We start from the raw sequence: 19068 nt of genomic DNA, 5'->3' as shown, positions 1-19068 counted from the left end.
TTCATCGCTTGCGCAGCGGTGTGAACCGGCGCTTGCGCCCGTCGCCGAGGACCAGGCGGGCCGCGCTGCGCCCGCTGGCTCCGGAAACTCCGCCGCCCGGATGGGTGGATGCGCCGGTGAGGTACAGGCCGGGAGCGCCGGGGACGCGCTGGTCCGACAGCTCGGGCAGCGGCCGCCACAGCATCATCTGATCGAGGGACATCTCCACATGCATGACGTTGCCGCCGCGCAGTCCCATCTCCCGCTCGAGATCGACCGGCGTCTGCACGAATCGCTGGAGCACCGACGAAGTGAAGCCCGGGGCGTACCGGTCGACCTCGGCGATGATCCGGTCCGCCTCGTGCTCGGCGTGTGCTGCCCAGTCGCCGCCGTCGGCGAGTTCGTAGGGATGCCACTGCGCCCACAGCGACAGCTGATGTTCGCCCGCGGGTGCGATGGACGGGTCGAGCGCGCTGAAACTCATCGCCAGCACCACCGGGCGTGGCGGCAGCGAACCGGCCATGGCGGCGCCGTGAGCCAGTCGAAGCTGTCGGCGGTCGGAGACGAGAAACTGCAGACCACGGGCGGATTCGGCGGGGGAGGCGCCGGGGTATTCGGGTAGCCGGTCGGTGGCCAGGCGCACCACCATGCCGATGCCGGGGCCGACCCGGATGCGGCGCTGCCAGTCGTCGAGGACCCGGGGGTCGAAATCGCCCGCGCGCAACAGGTCGAGCGTGGACAGGATATGGGAGCCCGCGATCACCGTGTCGGCGTGCAGTGTCCGGCCCGATTCGGTCGTCACCTGCCACCCGGTGCCGGATCGGCGCAGCGAGGTGACGGCGTCGCCGGTGTGCAGCTCGCCACCGTCGGCCCGCAGGCGCGCGATCAACGCCGCGCTGAGCGCCCCACTCCCACCCACCGCGCGCCCGGGCGGCAGTGTGTGCATGAGCGCGGCGAATCCGGCCATCGGCGCCGTCCCCGGCTCCGACATCGGCGGACCCGACTGCGCGCCGAACCACGCGAGCGACGCCTTGAGCCGTTCGTCGTCGAACCAGAAGTCCAGTAGCGCGTCACCGGACTGCAGGAACTCCCGTGACAACGCCGATCCGCCGGCCCGCGCGTCCAGCCCCCAGAACGAGCGAACGAGCCTGCCCGGCGTCGGCGGCCCGCCGAACGACCGCATCACCCGTGCGCTGCGCTCGCCCCACACCTCGACGAAGCGGCGATATGCGTCAGCGTCCTTGACACCGCAGGCGGCCGCGATCGAGGCGCACGTCTCGTCGAGATCACGGTGGAACACGATCGGCGGGCGCGCACCGTCGGACGGTGTGAAGCCCCATGGATCACAGTCGAGATAGCGCAACCCGAACCGTTCGAGCTCGAGCTCCTCGATGATCCCGGTGTGCCGGATCATGATGTGCGCCGAAGATCCACGATCAACGAGATGGCCGGGGAATCGTGCCACCGTCGACACCGCGCCACCGGGCACCTCGTCGCGCTCCAGCACCTGCACCCGGTGCTCGGCCCGGGCCAGATAACAGGCCGCGACCAGCGCGTTGTGGCCGGATCCGACCACCACCGTCGTCATGGGCGCGTGGGCGGCATCGGCAGCCTGCGCCCGAGGATGGCGAACGGCCGGGTATCGCCCGCGAACACGAAATTGCGGATCACATCGGTGAATCCGGCCCGCCGGTACAACTTCCAGGCCCGGTTCGCCTCCTCCGGGACTTCCGGGGTCGACAGCAGCACCGCGGCCTCGGCGCGGTCGGCCAGCAGCCGCTCGAGCAGGCGCGCGCCGATCCCACGGCCCTGCGCCGCCGGGTGGACGTGCAGCTCGGTGAGTTCGAAATAGTCGGCGAGCAGGTCACGGGCAGCGGCATCGGGCCATCCACAGCGCCGCATGCCGGTCTGTACCTGCTGGTGCCACCACTGCCGGGGCGCACCGCTGTACCCGTAGGCGATCGCCAGGATCGGCGCGGTGCGCAGGTCGACGCCGCCCGCGTCATCGGGCAGCACCGCGGCCACCGCCCGCCAGCCGGCCCTGGTGGTGTGTTCGGTCCACATCGGTGCGCGGTGATGTTCGGTGCCACGGGGGTAGTCCATGGCGGCGACATAGACCGACAGGGCGTCGTGCAGGCGTGCGCGCAGGGCGGCGACGCTGAGGTCGACGATGACGGGTGCGGGGGTGTGATTCGGCTTGACGGCTGTCATGGCTCTCGTCGATGGCGCGCGGACGCGGAAAGTTGTCGGTGGGTGTCCCTATATTCAATCTCAATTCAAACGTTCGAATGTTAGTTCGATCAGTGCGAGGGGCGAAAGGGGCAGCAGATGGCTGGTCACAACGATGGTCGAGCGCACGCGGGCCACGACGGGCGCGCCGGCGGACTACTACGCCAGGCCGATGCGCTGCTCACCGATTCCGCCTGGGAGCACGAACCGGGGGAGCGGTTCCGTACCGCGTACCTGGCCGCGCTGCGTGGCGCCGGCTCGATGATCGCGCTCACCGGCGCCGATCGCGCGCCGCGAGCACGGTCGCGTAGCGCCTGGGTGTTACTGAGACGCGCCAGCCCGGAGTTCGTGATGTGGGCCGACTACTTCGAGGCGCACTCGCAATTACGGGCCGCGTTGGAGGCCGGATTGGACCGAGCGATCACCGACACACAAGCTGACGAGTTCTGCTCACGGGTGGGCGCATTCCTCTACGACGTCGACGATGCGCTGGTAGCCGCGGCTAAGAGCCTCCCGCAGCCGAGTCGTGGCCGCGACATGACCGCTTAGTTATGACCGAGTAGGTGGTACGCCACCGATCGAACTCGTATCATGGGGAGCAGATAGCCGCCAAGGTCGGCTACCCGTCGCCTACCCGGAGGCGACCAGCCACGCCTAGTGCCGGGGGAGGTACCGTGCCACTCTCCGAGCACGAGCAGCGCATGCTCGAACAGATCGAGAGCGCTCTCTATGCTGAGGATCCGAAGTTCGCCTCGTCCGTCCGCGGCGGACGTCTTCGCTCCACGTCGAGTCGACGCAGACTCCAAGCTGCGGCGTTGTTCGCCGTCGGCCTCTTTCTGCTCGTCGCCGGCATCGCCGCCCCGTTCAAGCCGGGCGGTTTCCCGATCATCAGTCTCGTCGGATTCATCGCCATGTTCGGCGCTGGTGTCCTGTTGATGATCGGCAACTCGCGTCGCGCCGCCCGACCGGACGCGACCGAGCCTCCCGCGGCGGGCAGCGGCCCGACCACGGGGCACCCGGCCCGTGGTGGTCGCCAGCGCAAGTCCGGCGGCTTCTCCGAGCGAATGGAAGACCGATTCCGGCGACGGTTCGAGCAGGAATAGCTCAGACCTAGCCGACTACGTTGGCGGCGCCACATCCAGTAAGGGTGTGGCGCCGCTTTCGTGCGTCTATGGGCGCGGTGACTGTCAGAACGCGAGGCCAGGGCGGTTCCCCCACCTTCCCCACCGCTCCCCACACTTCCCCCACCCGGTCACTCGGCCGACGTCGCACCTGCGATGTTTGCTGAACGTTGTCGGAACGAGGGGTTGCCGACCCGCGCGGGTTGCCCGAACACGGGATAACCGCGAATCTCAGTGATAGCTGGGATGACCTGCGGAATTGTGTTGGCGGGGAGCAGGATCACTCAGGGTTTCGATTGAAAGTGGGGGAAAGTGGGGTAATGTGGGTCGCGCACTACAGGAGAGGCCGTACGGCGAGGTGAATCCAGTAGGGAGGTGGCCGAGATGTTCCTCGGTACCTACACCCCCCGATTGGACGACAAAGGGCGGCTGACGTTGCCTGCGAAGTTTCGAGACGATCTGGCGGGAGGGTTGATGGTCACGAAAGGCCAAGACCACAGCCTGGCCGTGTATCCAAAAGACGAGTTCACCGCGCTCGCGCGGCGAGCCGCGTCGGCGTCCCGAAGTAACCCGCAGGCAAGGGCTTTCGTCCGAGCGCTGGCGGCGGGCACCGACGAGCAACGTCCGGACGCGCAGGGCCGGATCACGCTGTCGCCGGACCATCGGCGCTATGCGAACCTCTCGCGGGATTGCGTGGTGATCGGTTCGGTCGACTTCCTCGAAATATGGGATAAGCAGGCGTGGGAGACCTACCTCGAAGAACACGAGGAGGACTACGCGCAAGCCGGAGACGAGTCGCTGGGCGGAATCTTCTGACCCGGAGCACGCGAGTGCTGCGAGGCCTCTGCCCGGGCGTGGACCCTGACGTACTTCCCCGACGCCAGGTGCCTTGCCCCGGTCAGAGACCTCGAAGCATTCGCATCAACTCGTTCGACAAGCACTCATTCGAAAAGCACTGTGTGGCACGGCGATCCGTCTGCGACGCGAGGCAGTATCCCGGGAGGTCGAGGTGAACCATGACGCCGAGAACCCCCGTCATGTGCCGGTTCTGCTCGAGCGCGCCGACGATCTGCTCGGCCCCGCGCTGAGCGAACCGGGCGCCGTCTACATCGACGCGACCCTCGGATTGGGCGGGCACGCCGAGCATTTCCTGCGCACCTACCCGCAAGCGCGTCTGGTCGGTCTCGACCGTGACACCACCGCGTTGCGCATGGCAGGCGAGCGCCTGGCGCCCTACGCCGACCGGATCACGCTGGTACACACGCGATACGACGGCATCCCCGCGGCCCTGGCCGAAGCGGGGCTCGACGAAACCGGTTCCGTCTCAGCCATCCTCATGGATTTGGGCGTGTCCTCGATGCAGCTCGACGAGGCCGAACGCGGCTTCGCGTACTCCGTCGACGCACCGCTGGACATGCGCATGGACCCGACCACCGGGATCACCGCGGCCGACGTGCTCAACACCTACAGCCACGGCGACCTGGCCAGGGTGCTGAAAACCTATGGCGACGAACGGTTCGCGGGCAAGATCGCCTCGGAGGTGCTGCGCAGGCGGGCGGTCAAGCCGTTCGCCACCAGCGCCGAACTCGTCGAGGTGCTCTACGCGACCATTCCGGCCGCGGCGCGCCGCACCGGCGGACATCCGGCCAAGCGCTCGTTCCAGGCGCTGCGGGTGGAGGTCAACGGTGAGCTCGACTCGCTGCGGGCGGCCCTGCCCGCGGCATTGGATTCACTGCGTGTGGGCGGACGGATCTGCGTCATGTCGTACCAGTCGCTCGAAGACCGGCTGGTCAAGCACGAACTCGCGCCACGGATCGTGTCCCGGTCGCCGATGGACCTGCCGGTCGAACTGCCCGGCATGGGACCGGAATTCCGGATGCTGACCCGTGGAGCGGAAAAGGCGACCGAGTCCGAGATCGAGGTCAATCCGCGATCCGCGCCGGTGCGGATGCGCGCGGCCGAACGAATCGCGGAGAGGTCAGGGAGGACACAGGAGGGGACACGATGAGCGTGCGGACGAGCACAGTCGCGGTGCCGAGCAAAGCGGCCCGGCGCGTGGAGGCGGCCGAACGAGTGAAGTCCGGTGCGGCACAGCGGGCCTATGCCCGCAAGCGCACCAGGGAACAGCTGCTCGACGGCATCGAACTGCCCGAACCGTCCTCGACGATGGCGGGGCGGATCCCGTTCGTCACCGCGATCATCGGACTGCTCGGCTGCGGCCTCGCCCTGACCCTGTTGCTCACCACCCGTGCCGCCGAGGACAGCTACCAGCTCGGTGACGCCAGGGCGGTCAACCGCAAGCTCGACGACGAGCGGGCCGCGCTGCAGCGCGAGGTCGCCGCCGCCGACTCCGCTCCCGAATTGGCCGCCCGTGCACGTGAGCTCGGCATGATCCCCGCGAAGGATCCGGCCCGGCTGGTGATCGGCGCCGACGGCGAGGTCACCGTGATCGGTAACCCGACGCCCGCGCAGGGTGCGCCGGTACCGCCGCTGAACGGTCCGCCCACCACCGCCCCGAACACCCCGGCGCCGGGACACGCCCAGGCGCAGGGCGAGCGGGTCGTCCCGGTGCAGCCGGGTGCGGCCACCGCGAGTCCGAGCGCGCCCAACGGTGCCGCGCCCAACAGCGTTCCGGCGAACGTGCTCGCGTCTCCGCCCGCGCCGACGGCCCCCACCGTGAACGCGCCGCAGCCCGCGGTCGCTCCGGCCCCGGTCGACGCGGCCGTCCCCGCTCCGGCGAACGGTCAGGCACCGGCGGCGAACGGTGAAGCCCCCGCTCCGGTGGACGGCGCTGCCCCGGCCCCGCTCGCCCCGGCGACGGTGCCCGATCGCATCGACGTCGCGGGTCAGGGCGAACCACTGGTCTCGGCCGACACGCCCGCGCTCGCACCGGATGTCGTGGCCGACCCGCCGATTCCGGCCGGTGCGCCGTTACCGGGTGCGGTGGCTCCGGCCCCCGGACTACGTGCCCCTTCGGCCGGACCGCCTAGTGAACAGCCGCAGGTCGTCGAATCGCAGGATGGTCCTCGATGAAGCAGAGCGGGCCCGCGTCGCAGCAGCGACGCGGGCCGGTCTCGTCGAGGGCCCGCCGCGCAGGCTCGCTCTCGCCGGACCGGCCGATCCGCCTGCGCCTCGGCGTCGGCCGGGTCACCCTGCTGGCCACGTTGGCCGTGGTCGCGTTGCAGCTGCTCTACATTCAGAGTCTCGCCGCTCCCGCGCTGTCGGCGCAGGCGGCCTCGCAGCGCACCATCAAGGCCACCGAGGCGGCCGTGCGCGGCCCCATCACCGACCGGCACGGCAACCAGCTCGCCTTCACCCTCACCGTGAAAGCTCTGACCTTCCAGCCGGTGACGGAGCGCGAGAAAATGGTCGAAGCCAAGAAGCTGAAGCCCAGTGCGCCGGACCCCGAACAGCGGCTGAAGGACATCGCGAAGTTCATCCACGAGAAGCTCGGCGCGCCCACCGAGCAGGAACTGCTCGACAAGCTCAAGAGCGACAAGAAGTTCCACTATCTGGCCAAGAACGTCGATCCGCGCGTGGCGGCCGAGATCACCGCCAAGTTCCCGGAGGTCGGTGCCGAACGGCAGGACCTGCGCGAGTACCCGGGTGGCTCGCTGGCGTCCAATGTCGTCGGCGCGATCGGCGGCGATCGGCACGGTCAGATGGGGCTGGAATCGGCGCTGGACTCGGTGCTGTCGGGTACCGACGGTTCGCGCACCTACGACCAGGGTTCCGACGGTGCGGTGATCCCCGGCAGTTACCGGGATCTGCAGCCGGCGGTGAACGGCTACGGCGTCGAGCTGACTCTCGACGCGGACCTGCAGTACTACGTGCAGCAGCAGGTGCAACAGGCCAAACAGGTGTCCGGCGCGTCCTCCGCCTCGGCGGTGGTGCTCGACGCCAAGACCGGCCAGGTGCTCGCGATGGCCAACGACGGTACCTTCAATCCCGCACTGGGCCCGAATCATTGGGCCTCGGGCAAGATGGGCAACCCCTCGGTCTCCGAACCCTTCGAACCCGGCTCGGTGAACAAGATCATCACCGCGGCGGCCGCCATCGAATACGGCGTGACCACCCCTGACGAAGTACTCCAGGTGCCGGGCTCGATCCGGATGTCGGGCGTTACGGTGAACGACGCGTGGCAGCACGATGTCGCGCCCTATACGACCACCGGCATCTTCGGAAAGTCCTCCAACGTCGGCACTCTCATGCTGGCCCAGCGCGTGGGCGAGGACCGCTTCGCCGACATGGTCACCCGCTTCGGGCTCGGCCAGCGTACCGGCGTCGGCCTGCCCGGCGAGAGCGGCGGCCAGGTACCCGCCCGTGACCAGTGGTCCGGCGGTTCCTTCGCGAATCTGCCCATCGGTCAGGGACTCTCGATGACGACCCTGCAGATGACGGCCATGTACCAGGCCATCGCCAACGACGGCCTGCGGATCCCGCCGCGCATCGTCAAGGCCAAGGTCGCCCCCGACGGCACCCGCACCGAGGAGTTGCAGCCCGACGGCGTGCGCGTGGTCAGCCCGCAGACCGCGCACACCCTGCGTGAGCTGTTCCAGGCGACCGTGCAGAAGGACCCGATGGGCGTGCAGATGGGCACCGGCGCGCCCGCCTCGATCGAGGGGTACCAGGTGGCGGGCAAGACAGGCACCGCGCAGAAGGTCGACCCCGCGTGCCGCTGCTATTCGACCTCGTCGTTCTACAGCACGTTCGCCGGGATGGCGCCCGCCGACAACCCCCGCTACGTGATCGGCATGATGCTCGACGCGCCCGTGCGCAGCTCCGACGGCACCGGGGGCGGCTCGGCCGCACCGCTGTTCCACAGCATCGCATCCTGGGCGTTGCAGCGCGACCGGGTGCCGCCCTCCCCGGAGGCCAAGCGACTGGTGCTGGAGGCGGTGTCATAACGGCTGGTGCCGCAGTTCTCGGCCCTTTCGTCGCACCTTCCACTCAGTCCGGCGGCGGGCGGGCCGAGAACACCGATTAACTCAACCCGCGTTGTCCGACCGACACCGCGCGTCGGTAACCTGACTGCTCGTCTCGCCCACGCGCTCGATCACTCTCAGAGAGGAGCCTTGTGCCCGCGCAGTCCAGCCCGCACGCGCTCCGGCCAACCACTCCGCTGTCGACGTCGCTGCAGGCCGTGGCGGACCTCACCGGTGCCACGTCGGTGCCCCCGGCGTCCGCCGAGGTGATGGTCACCGGCATCGAGCAACGATCCAACGCGGTGCGCGCCGGAGACCTGTTCGCCGCGCTCCCCGGCGCGAACTCGCACGGCGCCCGATTCGCCGCCGACGCGATCGCGAACGGCGCGGTCGCCGTGTTCACCGATGCCGCGGGCGCCGAGCTGATCGGTGACGTCGCGGTGCCCGTGCTGGTGCGCGAGCAGCCCCGTGCGGTACTCGGCGAGCTGTCCGCCGAGATCTACGGCCACCCCAGCGATCGGCTGCGCATCATCGGCATCACCGGCACCTCGGGTAAGACGACCACTTCGTATCTGGTGGAAGCCGGTCTGGCCGCGGCCGGACTGTCCACCGGGCTGATCGGCACCATCGAAACGCGGATCGGCGGGCAGCGGGTGCCGAGTGCGCTCACCACGCCCGAGGCGCCGCAGCTGCACGCGATGTTCGCCGCGATGGTCGAGCAGGGTGTCGACGCGGTCGTGATGGAGGTGTCGAGCCACGCGCTCGCGCTGGGCCGGGTCGACGGCGTGCGGTTCGCGGTCGGCGCGTTCACCAACCTGTCGCAGGACCATCTCGACTTCCACAAGGACTTCGAGGACTACTTCGCCGCGAAACGTCGGCTGTTCGACGCGGATTCGCCGGTTGCCGCGCGCACCGCGGTGATCTGCGTTGACGACGAATGGGGCACCCGCCTGGCCGGTGATCTGGTCGAGCCGGTCACCGTGTCGACCACCGGCGCGGCGACCTGGCAGGTCAGCGGTGACATCAAGACCACCGGTGGCGAGCAGGAATTCACCGCTGCCGGACCCGACGGCGAACTGACGGTGCGCCTGCGCCTGCCCGGCCGCTACAACGTCGCCAACGCGCTGCTGGCCGTCGCCACGTGCGCCGCGGCAGGCGTCGATCCGGCGATCGCAGCTCCGGCGCTGGCCGTCGTGGACGTGCCGGGCCGGATGCAGCGCGTCGAGCGCGGCCAGGACTTCCTCGCCGTCGTCGACTACGCGCACAAGCCTGCCGCCATCGAGTCCGTGGTCACCACCCTGCGCGGCCACCTCGTCGAAGCGGGTACGGGCAGGCTGGCTGTCGTGCTCGGCGCCGGTGGCGACCGTGACGTGGCCAAACGCCCGCTCATGGGCGCCGCGGCGGCCCGCGCCGACCTGGTGATCGTCACCGACGACAACCCACGCACCGAGGACCCAGCGGCCATCAGGTCCGCCGTGGTGGCCGGTGCGCACGAACTCCCGGCCACCGACCGCGGCGAGATCCGTGAGATCGGTGACCGCGCGGCGGCCATCGCCGCGGCCATCGCCTGGGCGCGCGCGGGCGATGTGGTGCTCGTCGCGGGCAAGGGCCACGAGGCGGGCCAGGAGATCAAGGGCGTCAAGCATCCCTTCGACGACCGCGAGGTGGTCGCGGCGGCGCTGGATGCCCTGCGGATACGACACAGTCCGCACACGGACTCGGAGGACTTGACAGTTTCATGATCGAGATGACACTGCGGGAGATCGCGGACGTCGTCGGCGGCGAGCTGCACGACGTACCCGACCCCCAGGCACTGGTGACCGGTTCGGTCGAATTCGATTCGCGCCGAATCGGTTCCGGCGATCTGTTCCTCGCCCTACCCGGCGCCAACTCCGACGGACACGACTTCGCCGCGAAGGCGGTCGTCGCCGGGGCGGTCGCGGTACTCGCTGCCCGCCCGGTCGGCGTGCCCGCCATTGTGGTGGCCCCCGACCTCGGTGCGGTTCCGGGGACGTCGGTGGCGCTCAGCCACGATGACAGCGTCGGTTCCGGCGCGGCCGTGCTGGCCGCGCTGGCCGAGCTGGCGCGGGTCAGCACCGAGAGGCTGGCCGAGCGCACCGGTCTCACCGTCGTCGGCGTCACCGGGTCTTCCGGCAAGACCTCGACCAAGGATCTGCTGGCCGCCGTGCTGGCGCCGCTCGGTTCGGTCATCGCCCCGCCCGGCTCGTTCAACAGCGAACTCGGCCACCCGTGGACGGCTCTGCGCGCCGGCCTGGACACCAAGTTCCTCGCGCTCGAACTGTCGGCTCGCGGTGTCGGCCACATCGCCGCCGCGGCCCGCATCGCGCCGCCGCGGATCGGTGTCGTGCTCAATGTCGGCACCGCCCATCTCGGCGAATTCGGTAGCCGCGAGGCGATCGCGCAAGCCAAGGGCGAGCTCGTCGAGGCACTGCCCGCCGAGGGGCTGGCCGTGCTCAACGCCGACGACCCCAATGTCGCGGCCATGGCGTCGCGAACCAAGGCGCGCGTCGTGAAGGTCGGCCTGTCCGGTGACGCCGACATCCGCGCCACCGACGTGGTCACCGACGACCAGGCCCGCGCCCACTTCACCCTGCGCGTGGGCGGCGAATCGATCCCGGTGCGACTCGCTGTGCACGGCGAACACCAGGTCGGCAACGCCCTGGCCGCCGCTGCCGTCGCTCTCGAATGCGGCGCCGATCTGGCCACCGTCGCCCAGGCGCTGTCCGGCGCCACCGCGGCCTCGGTCCGCCGGATGGACGTGACTACCACCCCCGCGGGCGTCACCGTGATCAACGACTCCTACAACGCCAACCCCGACTCGGTGCGCGCGGCGCTCAAAGCGCTGGTCACCCTGGCGAAATCGGCCGACGAGCCCCGGCGCAGCTGGGCAGTGCTCGGTGAAATGGGCGAACTCGGCGACACCTCGGTGATCGAACACGACGCGATCGGACGCCTGGCCGTGCGCCTCGACGTCGACCGGTTGATCGTGGTCGGCACCGGACGACCCTCCCACGGCATGCACCAGGGAGCGGTGATGGAAGGCTCATGGGGCGAGGAATCGATCCTCGTTCCCGATATCGACGCGGCGATCGCGCTGCTCGACGACGAGATCGCCGCAGGCGATGTGGTACTGGTCAAGGCGTCGAAGGCGGTGGGCCTGTGGGCCGTCGCCGAGCACCTGACCGGGGCAGCGGAAGGTAATACAGCTCGATGAGGCAAATTCTGTTCGCGGCGGGGATCGCACTGGCGGTGTCGATCCTGCTGACGCCGTTGCTGGTTCGGGTGTTCGCCAGACAGGGCTTCGGCCAGGAGATCCGGGTCGACGGCCCGGCCAGTCACCAGGCCAAGCGCGGCACCCCGACCATGGGCGGTGTCGCGATCCTGATCGGCATGTGGGCGGGCTATCTCGGCTCGCACCTGATCGGCATCGGCTACGACGCGGAGGGTCCGACGGCGTCGGGTCTGCTCGTGCTCGGGCTCACCACCGCGCTCGGCGTCGTCGGTTTCCTCGACGACTTCATCAAGCTGCGCAAGCAGCGCAACCTCGGGCTCTCGGCCGCGGGCAAGTACATCGGGCAGACCGCCGCGGCGGTCATCTTCGCGGTGCTGGCCCTGCAGTTCCGCAGCACCGACGGGCTCAGCCCCGCCAGCAAGCACCTGTCGTACGTGCGCGACTGGAACACGGTGTCGATGGGCGCGATCATCTTCGTCGTCTGGGTGCTGTTCCTGGTCGTGGCCTGGTCCAACGCGGTCAACCTGACCGACGGCCTCGACGGTCTCGCGGCCGGTTCGATGAGCCTGCTGCTCGGCGCGTACGTGATCATCACCTTCTGGCAGTACCGCAACTCCTGCTCCACCAGCCCCGAAGCCGGGTGCTACAACGTGCGTGACCCGCTGGACCTGGCCCTGGTCTGTGCCGCCGCGGCCGCCGCGTGTATCGGATTCCTGTGGTGGAACGCCGCGCCCGCGCGAATCTTCATGGGCGACACCGGTTCGCTGGCACTCGGCGGCCTGATCGCCGGTCTGTCGATCACCACCCGCACCGAGCTGCTGATGGCCGTGATCGGCGCGCTGTTCGTCGCCGAGGCGGCATCGGTCATGCTGCAGGTGGCGGTGTACCGCACCACGCGCAATCGGTTGTTCAAGATGGCGCCGTTCCACCATCACTTCGAGTTGAGTAAGTGGGCCGAAACCACGGTGATCATCCGGTTCTGGATTTTGGCGGGCATCTCCGCCGCAGTGGGCCTCGGCCTGTTCTACAGTGAATATCTGTCACAGGTCGGGTGAGTAGAGACATGGTCGAACACTCTCCCCGCGCCCTGCGTTCCCCGGGCCCGATGCTCGAATTCCTGCGTGGCCGTGACGTTCTCGTCGCCGGTTGGGGCGTCTCCGGGCGCTCGCTGATCGAACCGCTGCGCGATATCGGCGCCCACCCCGTCGTCACCGACAACGGCGCGAAGGCGCTCGCCGAGGCCGCCGAACTCGGCCTCGAGATCGCCACCAGCGTCGAACTCGAAAGCGCCGACCTGAGCCGGTTCGCGCTCGTGATCACCAGCCCGGGCTGGCGGCCGGATTCGCCGGTGCTGGTCTCGGCGGTCACCGAGGGCGTGCCCGTCTGGGGCGACGTCGAATTCGCCTGGTGGGTCGATCAGGCCCGCATCTACGGCCCGGTCCGCAAATGGCTGGTGATCACCGGCACCAACGGCAAGACCACCACCACCCAGATGACGCACTCGATCCTGCGCGCCGCCGGCATCTCCAGCGTGGCCTGCGGCAATATCGGCCTGCCGATCCTGGACGCACTGCGCCGCAACCCCGGCCCGCAGGTTCTCGCCGTCGAGCTGTCCTCGTTCCAGCTGCACTGGGCGCCGTCGGTGCGGCCCGAGGCGGGCGTCGTGCTCAATGTCGCCGAGGATCACCTGGACTGGCACGGCGGTCTCGATGCCTACGCCGCCGCGAAGGCCCGCGCGCTGACCGGTCGCGTCGGCGTCGTCGGCCTCGACGACCCGGTCGCCGGCGCACTGGCCCGCAAGGCCAAGGCGCGGCGCACCGTCGGCTTCCGGATCGGTGTCCCCGCCGACGGTGAGCTGGGTGTGGTCGACGGCAAGCTCCTCGACCGCGCCTTCACCAAGGCCGCGATCCTCGCCGAGACCAGCGACATCAGCCCGCCGGGACCCGCGGGCATCGCCGATGCGCTGGCCGCGTCCGCGCTGACCAGGGCCATCGACGTGGCACCGCAGTTCGTCAAGGAAGGTCTCGCCGAGCACAAGGTGGGCCCGCACCGCACCGCGTTCGTGCGCGAACTCGGCGGTGTGGAGTTCATCGACGACTCCAAGGCCACCAACCCGCACGCCGCGCGCGCCGCGATCATGGCGCACCCGCAGGTGGTCTGGGTGGCGGGCGGTCTGCTCAAGGGCGCAAGTGTCGACGATCTGATCGAAGAGATCGGTGACCGGCTGGTCGGCGCGGTGCTGTTCGGGGCCGACGCGCCGGTGATCGCCGCCGCGATGACGCGACACGCACCCGAAGTCCCGGTCATCGAGCTGGATGCGGGAGACGATGCAGACATGGAGTCGTCGAGATCGCAGCGAGCCGAGGCGGTCATGGGCCGCGCGGTGCGCGCCGCGGCGGGTCTGGCTCGCGCCGGAGACACTGTCCTGCTCGCGCCCGCGGCCGCTTCCCTCGACATGTACGACGACTACACCCATCGCGGACGCTGTTTCGTGGATGCGGTGACGGCACTGGAAGATGGTGACATCGGGCGGGCGCTGTGACGAAGGCGCGCCCGGCCGAGCAGTCACCGCCCAAGAGGGGGCAGCGTGGTTAAGAGCCGGGGCAGCGTGGACGACAGCCGGGTCGGTAAGGGCCAGGCGGGCGCGAGTACTCGCCGGAAGAGTTCGGGGCAGCCGAATTGGGCGGGGGAGCGCTTCGGCGCGTGGTTGGCCCGGCCGCTCGCGTCGTTCCATCTGATCGTCACCATCGCGACCCTGCTCACTGTCCTGGGTCTGGTGATGGTGCTGTCGGCGTCGAGCGTCGAGGCCTACGCCGGTGGTGGTTCGGCCTACGCGCTGTTCATCCAGCAGGCCATGTTCGCCGGGCTCGGTGCCATCGCCTTCTATGTGGCGTTGCGGTTGCCGCTGCGGTTCCTGCGCCAGTGGTCGTTCCCGATCTTCAGCATCTCGGTGCTCGCGTTGGTACTGGTGCTCATCCCGGGCATCGGCTCGATCCACGGCGGCGCGCGACGCTGGTTCGACATCGGCCCGCTGTCGATCCAGCCCTCCGAAGTCGTCAAGGTGACCCTGATCGTGTGGGGTGCGCATCTGCTCGCCTCGCGCCGGGGCGCCCAGCTCAAGGACATCCTGGTGCCGCTGGTGCCCGCCGGTCTGCTGGTGTGCCTGCTGGTGGTGCTCGAGCCGAACCTGTCGACCACCATCGCCCTCGGCATCGTGCTGATGGCGCTGCTGTGGTTCGGCGGGCTGCCGGCGCGGCTGTTCGTCGGGATCATGGTGACCGGTCTGGTCGCCGCTTCCGTGCTGGCACTCTCGGCCGGGTACCGCTCCGATCGTGTGCGGGCGTTCTTCAATCCCGGTGACGATCCGCAGGGGGTCAACTACCAGGCGCGTCAAGCCAAGTACTCCCTCGCCGACGGCGGTATCTGGGGCCGCGGCCTCGGGCAGAGCCGCGCGAAGTGGAGCTACCTGCCCAACTCGCACAACGACTTCATCTTCGCCATCATCGGCGAGGAACTCGGCTTCCTGGGCTGCATGCTGGTCTTGGCGCTGCTCGCCCTGTTCGTCTACGCGGGTATCCGCATCGCACTGCGCTCGGTCGACCCGTTCCTGCGCCTGCTCACCGCTACCGCCACCACCTGGATCACCGCGCAGGCGCTGATCAACATCGGCTATGTCGTCGGGCTGCTGCCGGTGACCGGTCTGCAGTTGCCGCTCGTCTCGGCCGGTGGTTCGTCGCTGGCGATCACGCTGTTCATGTTCGGCATCATCGCCAGCGCCGCCCGGCACGAACCCGAAGCGGTGTCGGCGTTGAAGGCAGGTCAGGACGGCAGGCTCAGCAGGCTGCTCCGACTACCGGTGCCCGAGCTGTACACCCCGCCGGCGCCACGCAAAGTCGCGCCGCGCGCCCGCACCGAACGACCACGTCAGGCCCCTCGCCGCCAGCCGCCCGCCGACCGCAGGCGACGGGTGCCGGAAAGCCGCGGCACGAGTTCGCTACGGTCGACAAGAGCATGGGAGCCGACCTACCCGATGCCACACCGCCCGGTGAAACGGCGGACCGGCGGAGGCGGCGGCGCATGACCACGCAGGCTTTCGCGAGATCGAATTCGATACAGAGAGAACGAGGTAGATCCAGGTGAGTAACCCGCGATCCGGGTTGTCGGTGATCGTCGCAGGCGGAGGAACCGCAGGCCACATCGAACCCGCGCTGGCTGTCGCCGACGCGCTGCGCAGACTCGACGACTCGATCCGGGTGACCGCCTTGGGTACCGAGCGTGGACTCGAGACGAAACTGGTGCCCGAACGTGGGTACCCCCTGGAGCTGATCCCGCCGGTGCCGTTGCCGCGCAAGCCCTCCGCCGACCTGCTGCGGCTGCCCGGCCGGGTGCTCGCCTCGGTCAAGGCGACCAGGGCGGTGATCGACGACGTGCAGGCCGACGTGATCATCGGGTTCGGCGGCTACGTCGCGCTGCCCGCGTATCTCGCCGCGCGCGGCGGGCTGTTCGGTCGCAAGCGCAAGGTGCCGGTGATCGTGCACGAGGCCAACGCGAAGGCCGGTATCGCCAACAAGGTCGGCGCGAAACTCGCGGCGAAAGTGCTCGCCGCCGTTCCGGATTCCGGACTGGCGGGCGCGCAGGTCGTCGGCATTCCGGTGCGTGCGTCCATCACCGAACTCGACCGGGCGGCCTTGCGCGCGGAAGCTCGCGCGCACTTCGGCCTGCCCGCCGAGGGACCGGTGCTGCTGGTGTTCGGTGGTTCGCAGGGTGCGCGCAGCCTCAACGAGGCAGTCTCCGGCGCCGCACCGCAACTCGCGGCCGCGGGCGTCTCGGTGCTGCACGCGCACGGCCCCAAGAACAGCGTCGAGGTGAGCACCGCCGACGCGCCCGCCCCCTATGTGGCGGTGCCCTACCTGTCGCGGATGGACCTGGCCTACGCCGCCGCCGACGCGGTGGTGTGCCGATCCGGTGCGATGACCGTGGCCGAGGTGTCGGCGGTCGGCCTGCCCGCCTTCTACGTACCGCTGCCGCACGGCAACGGTGAACAGGAATTCAACGCCCGACCAGTGGTCGCGCAAGGTGGTGGCACAATTGTGGCCGACGCCGAGCTGACCCCGAAATACGTGATCGATGAGGTGATTCCGCTGCTGCTCGACCCCGCTCGACTCGCGCAGATGAGCCGCGCCGCCGCAGGCGCAGGCCATCGCGACGCTGCCGACACGGTGGCCAGGATCGTCACCGAGGTCGCCCGATGAGCGAGCCGGACCAGCAGATCGGGGAGTCCGCGGGCGCGGCACTGCCACCCGAACTCGAACGCGTGCACATGGTCGGCATCGGCGGTGCGGGCATGTCCGGTATCGCGCGCATCCTGCTCTCGCGCGGGGGCAAGGTCTCCGGCTCCGATGCCCGCGAGAGCCGTGGCGTGCTGTCGCTGCGGGCCCGTGGCGCCGAGGTGCGCATCGGGCACGCCGCCGACGCGCTCGACCTGCTGCCCGGCGGCCCGACGGTCGTGGTCACCACCTACGCGGCCATTCCGAAGACCAATCCAGAACTGGTCGAAGCGAATCGGCGCGACATCCCCGTGCTGATGCGCCCGACCGTGCTCGCCGCGCTGATGCGCGGGCACAGGACCTTGCTGGTCTCGGGTACCCACGGCAAGACCTCGACCACCTCGATGCTGATCGTCACGCTGCAGCACTGCGGCGCCGACCCGTCGTTCGCGGTCGGTGGAGAGCTCAACGAGGCGGGCACCAACGCCCACCACGGCAGCGGTGACATCTTCGTCGCCGAAGCCGACGAGTCCGACGGCTCACTGCTGCAATACGACCCGGACGTCGCGGTGGTCACCAATATCGAATCCGACCATCTGGACTACTTCGGCACCGACGAGGCCTACATCCAGGTCTTCGACGACTTCGCCGACCGACTCGCCCCCGGCGGCCTGCTGGTGGTGTGTCTCGACGATCCGGGTTCGCTCGCCTTGGCCCAGCGCGTCGCACCGCGCATGGCCGAACGCGGGATCGAGGTCCTCGGTTACGGATCGGGCGATCTCGATGACGCGCCCGTGCCCGTCGGCGCGCGGCTGCTCGACTGGCAGCCGCGCGATGTCGGCGGCATCGTGGAGTTCCAGCTCGACGGCGAGACGATCCCGCGGTCGTTGCGCCTGTCGGTGCCCGGCAGGCACATGGCCCTCAACGCGCTGGCCGCGCTGCTCGCCGCCCGCGCCACCGGCGCCGACATCGACGAGATCGTGCAGGGTCTGGAGGGATTCGGCGGCGTGCACCGCCGGTTCCAGTTCACCGGCCGGGAGAACGGGGTGCGCGTCTTCGACGATTACGCCCACCACCCCACCGAGGTCCGTGCGGTGCTGGAAGCCGCCGCGCAGCTGGTCGCCCAGGAAGCGCGGGACGGCGCTCGCCTGCAGCGCGGCCGGGTGATCGTGGTGTTCCAGCCGCATCTGTACAGTCGCACGGCCACTTTCGCCACGGAGTTCGGCACCGCGTTGAGCCTGGCCGACGAGGTGGTCGTCCTCGACGTCTACGGCGCGAGGGAAGACCCGCTGCCCGGCGTCAACGGCGCGCTGGTCGCCCAGTCGGTGACCACACCCGTGCACTACCAGCCGGATATGTCCAAGGTCGGCAAGCAGGTTGCCGCGCTCGCGGGCGACGGTGACGTCGTGATCACCATGGGCGCGGGCGATGTGACGATGCTCGGCAGCCAGATCCTCGACGGCCTGCGGGCCAGGCCGCAGCAGGGCGGCCGGTGAGATTGCCGATGCCCGCCGCGCGCGGGTGGCACGGCTACCGTCTCTGGACGGTGGTCGGGGTGGTCGTGGTGAGTCTGCTGGTGGTGCTGGCCTGGTTCACACCGGCGTTGTCGGTGCGCACGGTGCGCGTCGACGGGCTGTCGGCGGTACCGGAGGCCGACGTGCGTGGTCGGCTCGAAATTCCGGACGGCCGTTCGATGTTACGGATCGATACCACCGCGATCGCGCAGCGCGTCGCCGCGATCCCGAAGGTACGTTCGGTCCGGGTGCAGCGTAAATTCCCCTCGACAGTGCTGGTCACCGTCGTGGAGCGAACACCGGTGGTGTACTTCGACGCTCCGGACGGCGCCCATCTGGTCGACGCCGAGAGCGTCGAATTCGCGATCGAGCCCGAACCACCCATCGGGGTGCCGAAACTGCTCACCGAGGGCTCGTTCACCGGGCCGGCGGCGGCCAGGGCTGCGGTGGATGTGCTGGTCACCCTGCCACCCGCCTTGTCGGTGCAGGTGGGCGAGGTTGTCGCACGGTCGATTTCGGACGTCTCGCTGAGCCTTCGTGATGGCAGGAAGGTAGTGTGGGGCGGCACGGGCGACGGTGAGCGCAAAGCTGCTGTCGTGTTGCCACTACTGACCCGTGAGGGGACCGTGTTCGACGTTTCGAGTCCGAATCTGGTCACGGTAAAGTGAGCGACATTCTTTGTGGCACAAGATTCTGGCTCTCATCTCGGCGCGCCTGCGCCGCGATCGCAGTGGCTGCGAATAGCGTTCCGCAGCAGTCGGATACTTGACATAACGCCAA

General features: G+C 69.4%; 16 protein-coding genes. 14 read left to right on the top strand and 2 right to left on the bottom strand.

Going from position 1 to position 19068, the window contains the following annotated elements; translation table 11 throughout:
• Position 1: 1 nt before the first annotated feature.
• On the bottom strand, positions 2 to 1567 hold the full coding sequence (locus ACWF99_RS29090) for a phytoene desaturase family protein (RefSeq protein WP_452537940.1): 1566 nt from the start codon (positions 1565 to 1567) through the stop codon (positions 2 to 4).
• Positions 1564 to 2190 carry a GNAT family N-acetyltransferase gene (locus ACWF99_RS29085; protein WP_378636667.1) on the bottom strand — a complete coding sequence of 209 codons (627 nt, stop codon included), beginning with the start codon at positions 2188 to 2190 and terminating at the stop codon, positions 1564 to 1566. The genes ACWF99_RS29090 and ACWF99_RS29085 overlap by 4 nt, the downstream gene beginning before the upstream one ends.
• A gap of 117 nt (positions 2191 to 2307) precedes the next feature.
• Here ACWF99_RS29085 and ACWF99_RS29080 point away from each other — a divergent pair, with 117 nt between their 5' ends.
• The 14 genes from ACWF99_RS29080 to ACWF99_RS29015 all read left to right on the top strand — a co-directional run bounded on the left by ACWF99_RS29080 (position 2308) and on the right by ACWF99_RS29015 (position 18956).
• A complete protein-coding gene (locus ACWF99_RS29080; protein WP_378636670.1) occupies positions 2308 to 2757 on the top strand; it encodes an SAV_6107 family HEPN domain-containing protein in 450 nt (149 codons plus the stop codon).
• A 125-nt stretch (positions 2758 to 2882) separates the two neighbouring features.
• The gene (locus ACWF99_RS29075; RefSeq protein WP_378636672.1) at positions 2883 to 3311 is read left to right on the top strand and encodes a DUF3040 domain-containing protein; all 429 of its coding nucleotides are present in this window, start codon (positions 2883 to 2885) and stop codon (positions 3309 to 3311) included.
• Positions 3312 to 3713: 402 nt separating this feature from the next.
• On the top strand, positions 3714 to 4145 hold the full coding sequence (mraZ, locus tag ACWF99_RS29070; protein ID WP_056816815.1) for a division/cell wall cluster transcriptional repressor MraZ: 432 nt from the start codon (positions 3714 to 3716) through the stop codon (positions 4143 to 4145).
• Between the two features lie 193 nt (positions 4146 to 4338).
• Positions 4339 to 5337, top strand: a complete 999-nt coding sequence (rsmH, locus tag ACWF99_RS29065) for a 16S rRNA (cytosine(1402)-N(4))-methyltransferase RsmH (RefSeq protein WP_378636675.1) — start codon at positions 4339 to 4341, stop codon at positions 5335 to 5337.
• Positions 5334 to 6362: a hypothetical protein gene (locus tag ACWF99_RS29060; protein WP_452537939.1), complete on the top strand. Its 1029-nt coding sequence runs from the start codon at positions 5334 to 5336 to the stop codon at positions 6360 to 6362. Before rsmH ends, ACWF99_RS29060 begins: the two co-directional genes overlap by 4 nt.
• Positions 6359 to 8236, top strand: coding sequence for a peptidoglycan D,D-transpeptidase FtsI family protein (locus tag ACWF99_RS29055; RefSeq protein WP_378636680.1), 1878 nt, complete (start codon positions 6359 to 6361; stop codon positions 8234 to 8236). Before ACWF99_RS29060 ends, ACWF99_RS29055 begins: the two co-directional genes overlap by 4 nt.
• Before the next feature lie 170 nt (positions 8237 to 8406).
• Entirely contained in the window at positions 8407 to 9996 is a 1590-nt protein-coding gene (locus tag ACWF99_RS29050) for a UDP-N-acetylmuramoyl-L-alanyl-D-glutamate--2,6-diaminopimelate ligase (protein ID WP_452537938.1), read from the top strand.
• Positions 9993 to 11489, top strand: a complete 1497-nt coding sequence (locus ACWF99_RS29045) for a UDP-N-acetylmuramoyl-tripeptide--D-alanyl-D-alanine ligase (RefSeq protein WP_452537937.1) — start codon at positions 9993 to 9995, stop codon at positions 11487 to 11489. The genes ACWF99_RS29050 and ACWF99_RS29045 overlap by 4 nt, the downstream gene beginning before the upstream one ends.
• On the top strand, positions 11486 to 12562 hold the full coding sequence (gene mraY / locus ACWF99_RS29040) for a phospho-N-acetylmuramoyl-pentapeptide-transferase (RefSeq protein ID WP_101463569.1): 1077 nt from the start codon (positions 11486 to 11488) through the stop codon (positions 12560 to 12562). Before ACWF99_RS29045 ends, mraY begins: the two co-directional genes overlap by 4 nt.
• A 50-nt stretch (positions 12563 to 12612) precedes the next feature.
• Positions 12613 to 14049: a UDP-N-acetylmuramoyl-L-alanine--D-glutamate ligase gene (murD, locus tag ACWF99_RS29035; protein WP_378636836.1), complete on the top strand. Its 1437-nt coding sequence runs from the start codon at positions 12613 to 12615 to the stop codon at positions 14047 to 14049.
• A gap of 45 nt (positions 14050 to 14094) precedes the next feature.
• Positions 14095 to 15588, top strand: coding sequence for a putative lipid II flippase FtsW (ftsW, locus tag ACWF99_RS29030; protein WP_378636688.1), 1494 nt, complete (start codon positions 14095 to 14097; stop codon positions 15586 to 15588).
• Positions 15589 to 15643: 55 nt separating this feature from the next.
• The gene (murG, locus tag ACWF99_RS29025) at positions 15644 to 16759 is read left to right on the top strand and encodes an undecaprenyldiphospho-muramoylpentapeptide beta-N-acetylglucosaminyltransferase (protein ID WP_056816454.1); all 1116 of its coding nucleotides are present in this window, start codon (positions 15644 to 15646) and stop codon (positions 16757 to 16759) included.
• The gene (gene murC, locus ACWF99_RS29020; protein ID WP_378636691.1) at positions 16756 to 18270 is read left to right on the top strand and encodes a UDP-N-acetylmuramate--L-alanine ligase; all 1515 of its coding nucleotides are present in this window, start codon (positions 16756 to 16758) and stop codon (positions 18268 to 18270) included. The genes murG and murC overlap by 4 nt, the downstream gene beginning before the upstream one ends.
• A gap of 8 nt (positions 18271 to 18278) precedes the next feature.
• Positions 18279 to 18956: a cell division protein FtsQ/DivIB gene (locus ACWF99_RS29015; protein ID WP_378636838.1), complete on the top strand. Its 678-nt coding sequence runs from the start codon at positions 18279 to 18281 to the stop codon at positions 18954 to 18956.
• The last annotated feature ends 112 nt before the right edge of the window (positions 18957 to 19068 follow it).

This window comes from Nocardia sp. NPDC055002 (assembly GCF_053608825.1).
Note: the sequence above shows the minus strand (reverse complement) of the source record. Positions and strands in the feature narration are given on the sequence as shown.

Coding starts and splice junctions, on each gene's coding strand:
- ACWF99_RS29090 (WP_452537940.1), bottom strand. CDS start 1,567: ATGACGACGGTGGTGGTCGGATCCGGCCACAACGCGCTGGTCGCGGCC.
- ACWF99_RS29085 (WP_378636667.1), bottom strand. CDS start 2,190: ATGACAGCCGTCAAGCCGAATCACACCCCCGCACCCGTCATCGTCGAC.
- ACWF99_RS29080 (WP_378636670.1), top strand. CDS start 2,308: ATGGCTGGTCACAACGATGGTCGAGCGCACGCGGGCCACGACGGGCGC.
- mraZ (WP_056816815.1), top strand. CDS start 3,714: ATGTTCCTCGGTACCTACACCCCCCGATTGGACGACAAAGGGCGGCTG.
- ACWF99_RS29060 (WP_452537939.1), top strand. CDS start 5,334: ATGAGCGTGCGGACGAGCACAGTCGCGGTGCCGAGCAAAGCGGCCCGG.
- ACWF99_RS29055 (WP_378636680.1), top strand. CDS start 6,359: ATGAAGCAGAGCGGGCCCGCGTCGCAGCAGCGACGCGGGCCGGTCTCG.
- ACWF99_RS29045 (WP_452537937.1), top strand. CDS start 9,993: ATGATCGAGATGACACTGCGGGAGATCGCGGACGTCGTCGGCGGCGAG.
- mraY (WP_101463569.1), top strand. CDS start 11,486: ATGAGGCAAATTCTGTTCGCGGCGGGGATCGCACTGGCGGTGTCGATC.
- murD (WP_378636836.1), top strand. CDS start 12,613: ATGCTCGAATTCCTGCGTGGCCGTGACGTTCTCGTCGCCGGTTGGGGC.
- murC (WP_378636691.1), top strand. CDS start 16,756: ATGAGCGAGCCGGACCAGCAGATCGGGGAGTCCGCGGGCGCGGCACTG.
- ACWF99_RS29015 (WP_378636838.1), top strand. CDS start 18,279: ATGCCCGCCGCGCGCGGGTGGCACGGCTACCGTCTCTGGACGGTGGTC.